This window comes from Pseudoalteromonas sp. S327 (assembly GCF_005886415.1).
Classification (GTDB): Bacteria; Pseudomonadota; Gammaproteobacteria; order Enterobacterales; family Alteromonadaceae; genus Pseudoalteromonas; species Pseudoalteromonas atlantica.
In genome coordinates this window covers 1-13,187 of record NZ_PNDP01000002.1, presented here as the reverse complement: position 1 = coordinate 13,187, position 13,187 = coordinate 1, and the positions used below count along the sequence as shown (strand labels likewise).

Here is a 13,187-nt window from a genome sequence, read left to right as displayed (position 1 = left end):
CAACTGAGCTAGTGCCGCAGTTACTGATGGTATTTAAACCACTCAAACACACCAACCCCGCGAGGGTTATCGTCTTGAGCGGGGCAGGATTCTACAATAATCTAATGCGTTTGCAAGTGTTTTTTACAAATTAAAGAATTTTTCTCTATACACCTTTAATTCCATAATAGAATCTTTAATGTCATCGAGAGCTAAATGAGAGCCTTTTTTATTTACCTGTTCTAGTACCTCAGGCTTCCAACGTCGGGCAAGCTCTTTAATTGTGCTTACATCTAAATTTCGATAATGAAAAAAGTCTTCAAGCTCGCGCATATACTTATTCATAAAGCGTCTGTCTTGACCTATTGAGTTACCACACATCGGTGATTTACCAGCAGGAACCCACTGTTTTAAAAAATTAAGCGTTTGTTCAACCGCATAAGCTTCATCATATGTACTGGCTTTACAACGGGCCGTCAAACCTGATTTCCCATGCTGTGTAGTACACCATTCGTCCATGCCATCTAACAACTCATCACTTTGGTGAATAGCTATAGTAGGCCCTTCCGCGAGTATATTTAAATCGGCATCAGTTACTACTGTTGCAATTTCGAGTATTTTATCTGTGGCCGGCTCAAGTCCAGTCATTTCCAGATCAAGCCAAATTAAATTAGATTCATTAATAGTCATAGTAACCTTAAACAGTGCTTTTCTTTAGATCCAACGCATTTCGATATATCATATTAGCATCAACCGTCGAGCTAAAGCTTTTTTATACGCAAAGCCGACATTTAAACCAAGGTTATAGGCCAAAAGTGGCAAAACAGAAAAAATTAAGTAAAGGCCAATCTCGCAGGATCAAGGCTAATCATCAAAAGCGCTTAAATAATGCCGATACAAAATTGGCAAAAGGTGGCGCACAAGAGTGGCAAACAGATAATCTGGGCGCAACCGAAAACGCTGTCGTGATCAGCCGTTTTGGCCAACACGCCGATGTAGAAACACAAGAAGGTGACGTATTACGCTGTAATATTCGCCGTACCGTTACTAACTTAGTGTGTGGTGATGAAGTACTATTTCGCCGCGCAAAAGTAAGTGAAGGCGACTTAGCAGGCGTTATTGAAGCAACACAAGAACGCCGCTCACAGCTTACGCGTCCCGACTTTTACGATGGCGTAAAAGTAATCGCTGCAAATATTGACCAAATTTTAATGGTCTCAGCGGTACTGCCAGAGTTTACGCCCAGTATTATCGACCGTTACTTAATTGCCTGTGAAGACATGGGTATAGAACCTATTTTAGTACTTAATAAAATCGATTTAATCGACGACGAAGGCCTAAATGAAATTCAAAAAGTACTCGATATTTATCGAGGCCTTGGTTATCAGGTACTGCTTGTAAGTAGTGTAACCGGCGAAGGCATAGATGATTTAAAAAACGTACTGGTTGATAAAAATAATATTTTTGTTGGTCAAAGTGGCGTAGGTAAATCAACCTTAGTTAACACTGTGCTTCCTGATGCCGAAATATTAACTAAAGAAGTATCAGAAAACAGTGGCTTAGGGCAACATACCACCACTGTATCGCGCTTACATCACCTACCAAGTGGTGGTAACCTAATTGACTCACCGGGAATACGTGAGTTTGGTTTATGGCACTTAGATGTTGAACGGGTAACCTGGTGCTTTAAAGAATTTAGAGAGTTTATAGGTGGATGTCGTTTTAGAGACTGTAAGCATTTAAACGACCCAGGCTGTATAATTCAACAAGCGGTAGCCGATGGCGATATTTCGCAATTGCGATTCGACAGCTACCACCGTATTTTAGAAACAATGGCCGATGGCCGTGCTGGTGCACGCGCACCTCGCGTTTAATTTAGGAAACAATCTGTGAGTTTAGACAAATTTAAAATTGCAATGCAGTATGCAATGCCAAAGCACTTTATTTCACGCGTAGTAGGTAAATTAGCAGCAGCAAAAGCAGGTGCTTTAACTACAACGCTCATTAAACTATTTATTAAACAATATAAAGTAGACATGAACGAGGCTTTGTATGAAGACCCAGCGCACTACAAAACGTTTAATGAGTTTTTTACTCGCCCATTAAAAGACGGTGTGCGTCCAATGGCGCAAGGCGAGAACGTAATTACTCACCCTGTTGATGGTGCAATTAGCCAACTGGGCGACATTGTTGATGGGCAGCTAATACAAGCAAAAGGTCATGACTACAGCCTACAAGCACTATTAGGTGGCTCTGAAGATGATACAACGCCATTTTTAGGCGGAAAATTTGCTACCATTTATCTAGCGCCAAAAGACTACCACCGTATTCATATGCCTATAGACGGTACACTAAGTAAAATGATTTACGTACCGGGCGACTTATTTTCGGTAAACCCGCTTACAGCGCGCAATGTCCCTAATTTATTTGCTCGTAACGAACGTGTAGTGGCTATTTTTGAAACCGAAATTGGCCCACTTGCTATGGTACTAGTAGGCGCAACCATTGTAGCCAGCATAGAAACTGTTTGGGCAGGCACAGTAACACCACCCGCCGGTAGCGATGTGTTTAGCTGGAACTACCCTACTAAAGGCGAAAACGCCATTACCCTTAAAAAAGGTGAAGAAATGGGCCGCTTTAAACTAGGCTCAACAGTGGTATTAGCATGGGGGGCAGATAAAGCAGACATTTTAGACGACCAACTGCCAGAAACAGTAACGCGTTTAAACACCGCATTTGCAACAATTAAAGAAAGTGAAGAGCTGTAAGCCCTCTGAATAAAGAAGTTTTATCACATTGCTCTGTTCTCGTAGTTCACGGTTTTGAGTTCAGAGCAATGTTAATCTATAAGCTAAGTTTGATTTCGCTGCACCTGATGATAATTTAAAACGGTTTAAATACAATCATTACTAAATTACGCTTAGCTCTGTAGCAGCTTCAACAATACAGTCAGCTTACGCTTATCAAGTTCTCCCATTTGCTCGCTATTACTGAGCGCAAAAATAACCCCTTCGTGTTCGGCGCAATTTATATCATCTCGCGATTCAACCACATTTGCCCATAACTCTAAATCATCTATCTCTATTTCGTGGTTTACACAACGTGTTAGCACCTCAATCAATACCGGCTTTGTGAGTGTATATCCGGGAGCACTTTCCTCTGCTGGAGTAGAAATAATCACGCTAATAGCATCATCTCTTTGCTCACCAAAGGTAATAAATTCGGCCAATGCTTTTTGTATATTCATAATATTTGTTATTCTTGCTGTTCTACTGCTGATAAGACTTAAAATGACGAGATTAAACTGCTCACAATGCCACACTGCGCTTAGTTGTAATGTAAACGATATAAACGCATGCTGGTGTAACCAACTACCTGCTATTTTACCGCTTGAAGAGTCAGCAACAAGCTGTTTATGCCCGCAATGTACGCTTAATAAAATAAACGCTTATTTAGCGCATATTTATACTCAGCCAATCAAAGCACAAATTGAGTTTGCTAAAAAATTTAGAGGTAATGACAATTTAATTGAAGGGCTAGACTACACCATGCAAAATGGCTACATGGTGTTTAGTAAATGGTTTTTTTTAAAGCGAGGTACATGCTGTAAAAATGGCTGTAAAAATTGTCCTTACAGCTAAATCACAACATGTTGATATACAATACGCGGTTAAATAAGTTCGTTGGGCACATTGTTGCTGTATTGTGCAAATTTATCCGCCCCTTTAAAACGTAACTCAATTGCTTTGATATGCTCTTCTTCGGCGTGTTTCCAAACGCCCGGCACACTATACACATGCTTTAAATAGCAAAAAAACTTATCACGTAGCTGCGGATTAAACTGCCATCCTTGAGCTACATCTGCTACTTGGGCAGCTAAGCCCTCACGAGTATCAGCATGCTTAACTAAGCCTTCTATATTATAACAAGCCTGCCCTACAGTAATTACGCGCTTATTTAGTAACAGTGCTTCTAAACCGACCGTAGAGTTGATAGTGATCACCGCTTCTGCGCATTCAATAAGTTCACAGGTTTTATTGCCGTTTGCAAATAGTGCAATTGGGTCTTTATCGTATAAATGGGTGTAATGCTTGTGCCACGACGGGTGTTCTTTAAAAACGACCTTTAAACTAGGGTCGTTCAATGCTTTCACTGCGCTAACAACTTCATCGTATAGCATTTCCATTGAGTCAATCCATGGCGAAAAGCTCGCTAATTGCGTATCGTGAGGCACTTGAAAAGGCACAAATATGTAGCGTTCAGGTATATTTTCAGCTGCAAAATCACAGCGTTTTTTATGGTTTTCTCGTGGGACAAGCGCCGGTGCATCAAAGTTTAAGGCATTATTTGCATTAAAATTTAAATAAAAATCAGGATCTCGACTTAGCGACGCATTAAAGTTAATCCCTTGAGGGTCTAAACTGGTGGTACCCGGAAGCAAACCATTTTCATAATAAAATTGCTTAATACCCAGTGCCTTGGCAGCCATAGCAACGGTAGTATTAGGCAGTTTATTTCCATTCCATATCACCATTACATCAGGGTTAACTTCCGTTAATAAAGCTAAATATTTTGCGTAACGTAAACGCTCAAAAAAGCGCAGCCCCACTTTGTAAACCGCCGATACTAAAGCATTGTTCCAAAGGTTATTACGGGCGCGCTTACGTTTTAGTTGTGCATTAATAACATCGTTAAAATCAACTTTAAACGCTTTACTTAAATAGTGTATAGCTGAAAGCTTTGGCGCCCCCATAACATGCAGTTGGCAATCCATACTCAGCTTTTTGATTATTTTTTTATAGTACTTTGCGTGTACATTTTTGCGGGATATAAATAGGTAAGACATACAATCTGTGCGCGCCAATTATTGTTTATAGGAAATAATACTAAGTGGACACTATTACAAAAGTAAGGTTCACTGCTACGAGTAAATAATTTACAGATGTTACCTAAATTCTTATTATTTTACTACGCAGCGGTGCCATCCTAGATAGAATCTCATTTTGTATGCTATGGCTAATATTTTGCTCTTCCATCGCATTGACAAGTAAGTCCACCACATGGTTAAAATCTTTCTCAGTTATGTGCATCCCAGTATGAATATCTACCATAGAATCTCCTTTGTACTTGCATGGGCCATCAACTAGCATACACATATGCATAATAAAGCCTTCTCTAAAGTGGCTTATGTCGCTGTGTTCAAAATAATGCAGTACTTGTTCATCATTACCTATTTGGTAAATAAAACTGTCTACAATACGCGTAAGCCCCGCACGGCCATCAAGCTGTTGATAAAGCGATAAATTTGTTGAGCTTGCACACCCTGCCAGGGCACTTAAACACAACCATAAAATGACAACGTTTTTCATTACCAATACCCTGTTACCGATAAGTACCACCCTGTTTGATCGCTCGCACCTGCAATGCTACCTAAATCTAAGTATGCGGCGGTGACACTCACGTGCTTGTTTGGCATCCAAGCAACAAATAAATCTTTCCAGTCTTGTTCACCCAAATTAAGGTTATTAGACTTTTGCCTATACTCTATACCTACGGCAACACTTCGGCTCAAAAACACAGCCGTGCTGCCTTCAAATAAAATTTTTGCATCATCATTTGCCCCACCATAACCAAGCAAACCGAGTTGATTAGCCTCACTGTAGCGAGTTGTGACGTTCCAAAACCAGTTAAGCCCCCCTACAGCGCCTAAGTGGAGTTTACTAGCTGCGAGGTAGTAATCAGTGCCACTAGTATCTTTTGCACCTACTAGGGTCGCAACAGCGCCATCATCAAGGGATTTATGCTGTATACCTACACTCAATTGCGGCCAGTCACTGTAAACTATGTCGCCGTATAAACGAATTTTAGCGCCCGTGATAGATTGCTCTATTTCGGTATCAAGTGCAGGCACGTCAAAACGTTGTTGAGCGTAGCTAAGTTCTACACGATTAAATAGGTTAACTTGTGCTCCACATACATCTAAAGTGTAGTCTGTTACATCTGCACGGCTACAAAAGCCATTCACAGAGAACTCGTCTTCGCTGGCGTAACCTGCAAGTTGTGCCCAAGGCACAATACCGCCGCCCCCGCCGCCTTCTATTTGCGAAACCCCGGGGGTCGCTAATAATTTACCATCGCTTGCGAAACCAGAAAAGCTCGAGCTAAGTAATAACCCAAGTAATAAACACTTAACTTTTTTCATAATATTCCTTTAGCCACTGTTCTAATAATTCTGCTTTTAAAGGCCTACTTAGGTAGTAACCCTGAGCATGGTCACAATGCATAAGTTTAAGTAAGTCTAACGAATCTCTGTTTTCAACGCCCTCTGCAACAACGCTAAAGCCTAGTTGATGCCCTAAGGTAATAGACGACTGCACTATGTGTTGATCCTTGCGCGACTCATCTAACTTTAAAATAAAGCACTTATCTAACTTTAGCTCATCAATAGGCAGCATTTTTAATCTCCCCAGTGATGTTTGCCCTACGCCATAATCATCCAATGAAATTTTTACACCGATGGCTTTTAAGTTTTGTAATGCTTTTATGCCTTTTTCCTCATTTTCAATCATGTCGCGCTCAGTTAATTCAACAGTAATGAGGGTTGGATCAACATTGTATTTTTTTAGAGTACGCACTAACGCTGAATGAAAACTCGGTGAGGCAATATCTTGTGCTGATACATTAATTGCTGCCTGCATTTCAATCCCTTTAGCCTGCCAATCAGCCACCTGAGAAACCACAGTGTTAACAACCCATGATGTAAGCTCAACAATAAGCCCCGATTGCTCGGCTAAATCAATAAACAGTTCTGGGTTTACCCAGCTGCCATCTTTACGTTGCCAGCGGATCAGTGATTCGACTTTATTTATTTTTTGTGTGTGTAAATGCAGTTTAGGCTGATAGGTCATAAATAATTGCCCATCATCATCGCTAATGGCTTGTTTAAGCTCATCTAACATTTTAAGGCGTTCTAAATGCGCTTCGTCTTCACCATTTTGGTAATAATGAATACTGTCTTGGCTATCTGTTGCATTGTCTACGGCAATAAGTACGCGTCGCATTAAATCATCGCTGGCAAGGCCTTGCATAGGATACTCGACAACCCCAGCGCTAAAGCGTAAGTTAATTTTTAACGTTTTAATGATATAACACGCTAATAGCTGTGCCATTAAACCAACTACACCGCTTTTTTTCTCTCTGGCAGCGGCACTTGGAAACACAGTTAAAAACTCATCGCCACCAATACGCGCATGAAAGCCGCCAAGTTCGTCCGAAAAGCCACTAATTCGATTGGCAACCGCTTTTAAACATTCATCGCCTACGCGTGGGCCTAGCTTATCGTTTATATGCCGTAAACCTTTTATATCAATAGCAACTAGGGTGTATTGTGTAGAGGGAGTCAGCTCATCATCGAGTACTTCAAGCATAGCCGAGCGGTTATAAAAGCCTGTAAGCGAATCATGGCGTGCCTGAAAACTAATTTTTTGTTCACGCTCGTTAATATCGTTACCCATGTTATCAAAGGCGTTAGCAAGGGTTGCTATTTCGGTACTTTGTTTAGATGCATTAAATTCAAATGCGTAATTACCTTGTGCAAATTGCCTGGCAATAACTGCAAGCTGTGAGAGTGGGGTTGTTAAGTTATTTGCCAGTAAACTACTGGTAATAACCCCCACCAGCATCGTTAAAATGGCCATAATAATTAGCGTAAACAATAAGTTTTCAAAATCGTTATAGCTTTGCGTTAAATCAGCACTGAGCAAAATTGTTACCGCATCCCCTTGTAGGGAGGGCAACATAATATCTTGGTTTTTATATACAGGATAATCACCAAACAAACGCGTTGTTGTGGTGGTGTTAAAGTAGTTTTTAGGTGAAAAAAACTCTGGGCGATTAAGCAACGAGCTTCTTACGAGGTTGTCCTGCTCAGCAATAAAGCTGACATCCATTCCTGTTAGGTTTTTAAGTTCTAGGGCGACTTCGTCATCAATTTTAAAACCCACTAAGCTGTATGCAACGGTTCTAGGCGCCCTTACAGGTAGTAAAATAACTTGATATAACTGATTATTAAGAACAACAAAGCTCGATTGCTCTGGCGAAGTTAATAACTCATCCAGTAACGGCTTTAAATTTTGCGGGTACAAATCTGCATTAGTATTGGCTGAAATTAATTTACCTGATAAATCAATTAGTAGCATAAGCTCTGCATCAATACGCTGGCTGTGATTAAACAACACACTACTTATGGTGCCTGCATCGCGAGTGGCAACCGCTTGCTTAAAGCCAAAGTCGGCAGTAAGTACTTTAGCAGCAGTAAGCAGTAGGCTTTCTTTTGCGCTCAGATATTGCTTATATACATTTTGCGCTACGCTAATATCTTGGTTTACTTTTTCTTCTTGAAATTTACTTGTTGACCACCAAAAGCTAACAATGCTCACCATAGTGGTCAGTAAAACTAAGCCTACACATAAAACAATAATGCGGTTTTTTAAACTGTTAGTCATTACCGCCCTTAAACTTACTACCAAAAGTATTTCGCGGTGCTGGGGTGGAGGTATTAATTTTAATTAGTAACTCATTGTTATTATTTATTGTTATCATTTTTTTATTTTCCAACGGTGCAGTTTGTAGCGCATGCCACACACTCAGCGTAGTCGGTAACGGCGTTATGTCTAAAGTTAACTTACCCGTATTATTAGTTTTATAAACGTGTTCACTATTGGCTACATAAATATAGCCAACCATAGAGTCATGAATATTACAGTCTAGTACAACAACACCTTGTTGATCAAAAGTCACAGGCTCTTTAGGTTGGCCTGAATAAAGTTTTAGCTGAAAGGGCTTAGCCTGAGAAAAAGAGTAAACATGATGGCGAATATTATCGCTGTTAGGAAAATTAACCTGCTGACCTTTTTGCACCACCAGTAAATCAGGCAAAAACGCTTTATGTACTTGGTCCATTACCGCAACGGGTAACGTAGTGCGCTCTGACTTTGCCGTCTTATAAAGCTCAACGACTGCATCTTTTAGTGGCTGACCATGCTGGTCTTGAATTACTAAATCAATATTTGCGCCCAGTACGCCTTGGCTAAAAAATAAAGTAGCGGCGAGTAAATAACCTCTTTTATTAAAAACTTGCTGCACTTGCCTAAACATATCAATACCTAAAAGTTAATCTTAGGTTAAGTTAATTAGAGACCAGTACTAATTGCAAGGAATATAGCCCAGTAACTAAAAATAAAGACTGGGCTTTGTTTATTTTAATACTTTAGTTGTACTATTTTACAATAAGGTCGTAATCAGTATCTAAAATATTAATTACTTCTTGGCGAGGATCTTCTGGAATTACAATCTCTTTACCAATGATTTTACTGGCAATGCCTACATAAGTGTTAGACACCTCAAGCATGACCGATTCAGGTAAAATAAAGTCTTTAGCAAGCTGCTCACGCTCATCCATGCGGTCTTTATTTAACAGCACGTCACTTTCTGGCACAGTAGAAATTAATAACTGGCGGAACCCTTCTTTAGAGTTTTCGATTATTTTACCATCGCGGTAAGCCGCGCCATCCCATATGCGCGAAGAATCTGGGGTGCCTACTTCATCAATATAAATAAGCTGTTGGTTACCGTCTAAATCCTCTACATAACCAAACTCAAATTTTGTATCTACAAATATTTGATCAAGCTTTGCCAGCTCTTCACTAATTAGCTTAAAGCCCTCAACCAATAGCTTTTCGTATTTAGTCACATCCTCTGCCGATTTAAAATTAAATACGTCTAAATTATCAGTGATATTAGCGCGCGTAATATTCACATCATCAACAGGTGGAATATCAGCCACGCCTTCGATAATACCTTTTGTAGAAGGGGTTATTAGTACGTTTTCAAGCTTTTGGTTTGCCGTTAAGCCCTCAGGTAAATCTATGCCACAAAAGCTGCGAACCCCTTTACTGTAATCACGCCACATGCTGCCGGTTATATATTGACGCGCAATCGCTTCTACTTTTACGGTACTTGCTTTGCGCACAATCCATACATAAGGATGTGGAATATCAACAATGTGGTTACCCGCAAGGCCAGCTTTATCAAATAACTTAAACCAATGAGATGCAACAGAGTTAAGCGCAATACCTTTTCCCGGCACGCCGTTTAAGCCATTTTCGCCTTGCCAAATACAATCAAAAGCAGAAATACGGTCTGAAATAACCATAATTGCCAGCTCAGTTCCTTGCGGAACTTTATAGTTTTTTTCTTTAATGAGGCGTGCGCTGTCTTCATCTGTTAGCCAATAAACCGAACGAACTTTACCGCTGTGTACGGCACCTTTAGTGCGAATGGGTAAGTCATCGTTTACGTCTAAAACTTTATAGCTAGTCATGCTATCTCCGGGGTTAGGGATGCTCATAGAGCAAAGTATGGTATGGGGTTATAAGCGCTATATAATAAATCAGCCTACCCTAAAGCTCAATCAGCACTGAAAACTAAATAACCTGAACTCTGGTTAAGAGACTGAATAGGGCGTGTTGTATTATGGTGATATTTAAATTTATTTTCTCTAGCCAAAGATTTTCAATGAAAGCAAGGCGAATTTACGCGTCAATAGCTGGCCTATTGCAAGTAAACTTAACGCAGTTAGCGCTGAAAATAGCTGCCAGAAATAGGTTTATTACCCAGAGCTCAGTTTAAATAACCACGTAATATTTATATGGCTGTAATAATGCGGTAAACTTAGCGTGCTAACTAGAGGAGTAACGCTTGGACTACCTAACTGCGACCGCAAATAAAAAATACCTAATGTATATTTCGCAAAATTATTCATACGCTATTTTAAGGCCGCTTCAGGCGCAAATTTTAGCCTATGGTGGAGAAGTTCGGTGGTTTTTAGCGGGTAATGAAGTAAACCCCGACTTTTTAGATGATGATGAAAAGCGTTTAAACTCGATTCCCGCTACCCAGAAATGGAATCCAGATTTAGTTTTTATTCCTGGTAATATTGTTCCAAGTTTTATTCCTGGTAAAAAAGTAGCTGTTTTTCATGGTTTTAATTCAGGAAAACTAAATAGAAGAGGGAAAGAAGATCACTTTAATATTCGTGGGTGTTTCGACTTATACTGTACGCAGGGTCCCAATACCACCACCAAATTTAAAGAGTTGGCGCGACAATATGGTTTTTTTAAAGTAGTAGAAACAGGCTGGCCAACATTAGACCCTCTTTTTAGTAATACGCTAAACAACCCTTATGTAAATAATGATCCACGTCCTACACTACTAATTTGCTCTACTTTTTCACGAAACCTGTCACTAGCTCCCAAACTATATGAACAAATAAAGCAATTTAGCCTGCAAGGGAAGTGGCGTATTTTAATGCAATTTCATCCTAAAATGCCCCAAGAATGGGTAGATAAATATAAAGCATTAAATAATAAAAACTTAACCTTTATAGAAACCGATAATGTGATCCCTCTTCTCAAAGCGGCTGATATAATGCTGTGTGATACATCATCGGTGCTATTAATGTTTTTATTACTAAGAAAGCCCGTTGTTACATTTCGAAATCAAAAGCCTCAGCCTCATTTAATCAATGTGACAGAGGCTGATAAAATAGAAGCAGCAATAGAGCACGCATTAACGAGACCTAAAAATTTAATGCAGCATATTGAAAATTATTGTCTAGATATTCACCCTTATAGCGACGGTAAATCTAGTTTACGCGTGCTTAACGCAGCTAATGAGTTTTTACACAAAAGCGACAAACTTAAACCAAAGCCAATAAATATAATTAGAAGCTTTAAAATGCGTAAAGACCTCAAGTATTGGGGTTGGTAACACCACACTGTATGATTGAGCTTGATAATGTAACCTTTAAATGGCATAAAAATGATGCCAAGCCTACGCTAAATATCCCAACCCTTAGAATTGATAAAGGCGAGCATATTTTTTTACATGGTCCCAGCGGCGTCGGTAAATCAACCCTGCTTGCGCTATTGGCAGGTATAAACACACCAAGAAGTGGCAACATACGTATTTTAAATCGCGATTTAAATACACTTAGCAATACGCAAAGAGATGTATTTAGAGCGGAGAATATTGGCTATATTTTTCAAAACTTTAATTTATTACCGTATTTAACACCCATTGAAAATGTCACGCTTGGCTGTGAATTTTCAAAAAGCAGAAAACAAAAAGCCTTACAGCAAACAACAGAGCCCAAGCCAAGCTTACAAAAAGAAGCGATACGCTTATTAACAGCATTAGGCTTAAGTGAGTCTTATCATAGTAAAGATGTTGCCTCGCTCAGTATTGGTCAGCAACAGCGGGTTGCCGCCGCTCGCGCATTTATTGGCAGCCCAGAGCTTATAATTGCTGATGAGCCTACCTCGGCACTCGATACCGCAAATAGAGAAAGCTTTATAAAGCTGTTATTCGAACACGCTAAGCGCGCCAACAGTACGTTAGTTTTTGTAAGCCATGACGAAACATTAAAACCGCTATTTAATCGTGCAATTAGCCTAGTTAGCTTGCAGGAGCAGTTATGATCCTGACTAAGTTAGCTTATAAAAGTTTGCTAAATCGCCGAGCAAGTGTACTGCTCACATTGTTTACCATTGCTATTAGCGTAATGCTTTTACTAAGTATTGAGCGAATTCGCGTGGATGCAAAAACCAGTTTTAGTAATACCATCTCTGGGACAGACCTAATTGTAGGCGCCCGCACCGGCGATATTCAATTACTGCTTTCCTCTGTATTTAGAATAGGTTACGCCAATAACGGGGTGAGCTGGCAAAGTTACCAGTACATCGCAGCTCAGCGTGGTGTTAAATGGAGCATTCCTATTAGTTTAGGCGACAGCCACAAAGGCCAAGCTGTACTAGGTACAAGCCGCGATTACTTTACCCACTATCGCTTTGGTAAAAAACAAACGTTAAGTTTTCAACAAGGCCACGCGTTTGAGCATTTAAACCAGGTGGTACTTGGCAGCGATGTAGCGAGCCGTTTAGGGTATACACTAGGTGATAACATAGTAATCTCACACGGGATGGGTAATACGAGCTTTCACCATCATAAAGACAACCCGTTTACTGTTATCGGTATTTTAAACGCCACTGGCACGCCAGTAGATAAAACCTTACACATACCTCTAGCAGCTATTGATTTAATACATGGTGGTTCACACTCTGCGAATAATGAGCACGATGAGCACGATG

Annotated in this window: 14 protein-coding genes; 6 read left to right on the top strand and 8 right to left on the bottom strand. The window is 40.0% G+C overall.

Annotated elements, in window-relative coordinates; translation table 11 throughout:
• Positions 1-123 precede the first annotated feature (123 nt).
• On the bottom strand, positions 124-669 hold the full coding sequence (orn, locus tag CWB60_RS01560) for an oligoribonuclease (RefSeq protein ID WP_004589057.1): 546 nt from the start codon (positions 667-669) through the stop codon (positions 124-126).
• A 125-nt stretch (positions 670-794) separates the two neighbouring features.
• Between orn and rsgA the strand changes: the two genes are divergently transcribed.
• Together rsgA and asd are read left to right on the top strand one after the other, a co-directional pair.
• Positions 795-1,853 carry a small ribosomal subunit biogenesis GTPase RsgA gene (gene rsgA / locus CWB60_RS01555; RefSeq protein WP_004589056.1) on the top strand — a complete coding sequence of 353 codons (1,059 nt, stop codon included), beginning with the start codon at positions 795-797 and terminating at the stop codon, positions 1,851-1,853.
• Between the two features lie 15 nt (positions 1,854-1,868).
• Complete coding sequence (gene asd, locus CWB60_RS01550; RefSeq protein ID WP_004589055.1) at positions 1,869-2,747, top strand: archaetidylserine decarboxylase; 879 nt, start codon at positions 1,869-1,871, stop codon at positions 2,745-2,747.
• A 152-nt stretch (positions 2,748-2,899) separates the two neighbouring features.
• Here the strand turns inward: asd and CWB60_RS01545 are convergent, their stop codons facing one another.
• Positions 2,900-3,226, bottom strand: a complete 327-nt coding sequence (locus CWB60_RS01545; protein WP_138579241.1) for a hypothetical protein — start codon at positions 3,224-3,226, stop codon at positions 2,900-2,902.
• Between the two features lie 43 nt (positions 3,227-3,269).
• Between CWB60_RS01545 and CWB60_RS01540 the strand changes: the two genes are divergently transcribed.
• Entirely contained in the window at positions 3,270-3,620 is a 351-nt protein-coding gene (locus CWB60_RS01540; protein ID WP_029773276.1) for a DUF5522 domain-containing protein, read from the top strand.
• 29 nt (positions 3,621-3,649) lie between these two features.
• On the opposite strand, the gene CWB60_RS01535 is transcribed toward CWB60_RS01540, so the two are convergent.
• The 6 genes from CWB60_RS01535 to CWB60_RS01510 form a co-directional block, all read right to left on the bottom strand.
• Positions 3,650-4,753: a capsular polysaccharide export protein, LipB/KpsS family gene (locus CWB60_RS01535; protein WP_096739093.1), complete on the bottom strand. Its 1,104-nt coding sequence runs from the start codon at positions 4,751-4,753 to the stop codon at positions 3,650-3,652.
• A gap of 175 nt (positions 4,754-4,928) precedes the next feature.
• Positions 4,929-5,348 carry a group I truncated hemoglobin gene (locus tag CWB60_RS01530; protein WP_029773274.1) on the bottom strand — a complete coding sequence of 140 codons (420 nt, stop codon included), beginning with the start codon at positions 5,346-5,348 and terminating at the stop codon, positions 4,929-4,931.
• Positions 5,348-6,181 carry a DUF3034 family protein gene (locus CWB60_RS01525; protein WP_126008224.1) on the bottom strand — a complete coding sequence of 278 codons (834 nt, stop codon included), beginning with the start codon at positions 6,179-6,181 and terminating at the stop codon, positions 5,348-5,350. Before CWB60_RS01525 ends, CWB60_RS01530 begins: the two co-directional genes overlap by 1 nt.
• Positions 6,168-8,483 carry a bifunctional diguanylate cyclase/phosphodiesterase gene (locus CWB60_RS01520; protein WP_138579239.1) on the bottom strand — a complete coding sequence of 772 codons (2,316 nt, stop codon included), beginning with the start codon at positions 8,481-8,483 and terminating at the stop codon, positions 6,168-6,170. The genes CWB60_RS01525 and CWB60_RS01520 overlap by 14 nt, the downstream gene beginning before the upstream one ends.
• On the bottom strand, positions 8,476-9,135 hold the full coding sequence (locus CWB60_RS01515) for a methylamine utilization protein (RefSeq protein ID WP_138579237.1): 660 nt from the start codon (positions 9,133-9,135) through the stop codon (positions 8,476-8,478). Before CWB60_RS01515 ends, CWB60_RS01520 begins: the two co-directional genes overlap by 8 nt.
• 121 nt (positions 9,136-9,256) lie before the next feature.
• On the bottom strand, positions 9,257-10,360 hold the full coding sequence (locus CWB60_RS01510) for a phosphoribosylaminoimidazolesuccinocarboxamide synthase (RefSeq protein WP_138579235.1): 1,104 nt from the start codon (positions 10,358-10,360) through the stop codon (positions 9,257-9,259).
• A 377-nt stretch (positions 10,361-10,737) separates the two neighbouring features.
• On the opposite strand from CWB60_RS01510, the gene CWB60_RS01505 reads away from it, so the two are divergent.
• The 3 genes from CWB60_RS01505 to CWB60_RS01495 form a co-directional block, all read left to right on the top strand.
• The gene (locus CWB60_RS01505; protein ID WP_171036108.1) at positions 10,738-11,808 is read left to right on the top strand and encodes a CDP-glycerol glycerophosphotransferase family protein; all 1,071 of its coding nucleotides are present in this window, start codon (positions 10,738-10,740) and stop codon (positions 11,806-11,808) included.
• Positions 11,809-11,819: 11 nt separating this feature from the next.
• Positions 11,820-12,518 carry an ABC transporter ATP-binding protein gene (locus CWB60_RS01500; protein WP_138579233.1) on the top strand — a complete coding sequence of 233 codons (699 nt, stop codon included), beginning with the start codon at positions 11,820-11,822 and terminating at the stop codon, positions 12,516-12,518.
• Positions 12,515-13,187 (top strand): ABC transporter permease (locus CWB60_RS01495; protein ID WP_138628002.1); only part of this gene is annotated, 673 nt, incomplete at its 3' end. The genes CWB60_RS01500 and CWB60_RS01495, both read left to right, overlap by 4 nt.

Coding starts and splice junctions, on each gene's coding strand:
- orn (WP_004589057.1), bottom strand. CDS start 669: ATGACTATTAATGAATCTAATTTAATTTGGCTTGATCTGGAAATGACT.
- CWB60_RS01545 (WP_138579241.1), bottom strand. CDS start 3,226: ATGAATATACAAAAAGCATTGGCCGAATTTATTACCTTTGGTGAGCAA.
- CWB60_RS01540 (WP_029773276.1), top strand. CDS start 3,270: ATGACGAGATTAAACTGCTCACAATGCCACACTGCGCTTAGTTGTAAT.
- CWB60_RS01535 (WP_096739093.1), bottom strand. CDS start 4,753: ATGGATTGCCAACTGCATGTTATGGGGGCGCCAAAGCTTTCAGCTATA.
- CWB60_RS01530 (WP_029773274.1), bottom strand. CDS start 5,348: ATGAAAAACGTTGTCATTTTATGGTTGTGTTTAAGTGCCCTGGCAGGG.
- CWB60_RS01525 (WP_126008224.1), bottom strand. CDS start 6,181: ATGAAAAAAGTTAAGTGTTTATTACTTGGGTTATTACTTAGCTCGAGC.
- CWB60_RS01520 (WP_138579239.1), bottom strand. CDS start 8,483: ATGACTAACAGTTTAAAAAACCGCATTATTGTTTTATGTGTAGGCTTA.
- CWB60_RS01515 (WP_138579237.1), bottom strand. CDS start 9,135: ATGTTTAGGCAAGTGCAGCAAGTTTTTAATAAAAGAGGTTATTTACTC.
- CWB60_RS01510 (WP_138579235.1), bottom strand. CDS start 10,360: ATGACTAGCTATAAAGTTTTAGACGTAAACGATGACTTACCCATTCGC.
- CWB60_RS01500 (WP_138579233.1), top strand. CDS start 11,820: ATGATTGAGCTTGATAATGTAACCTTTAAATGGCATAAAAATGATGCC.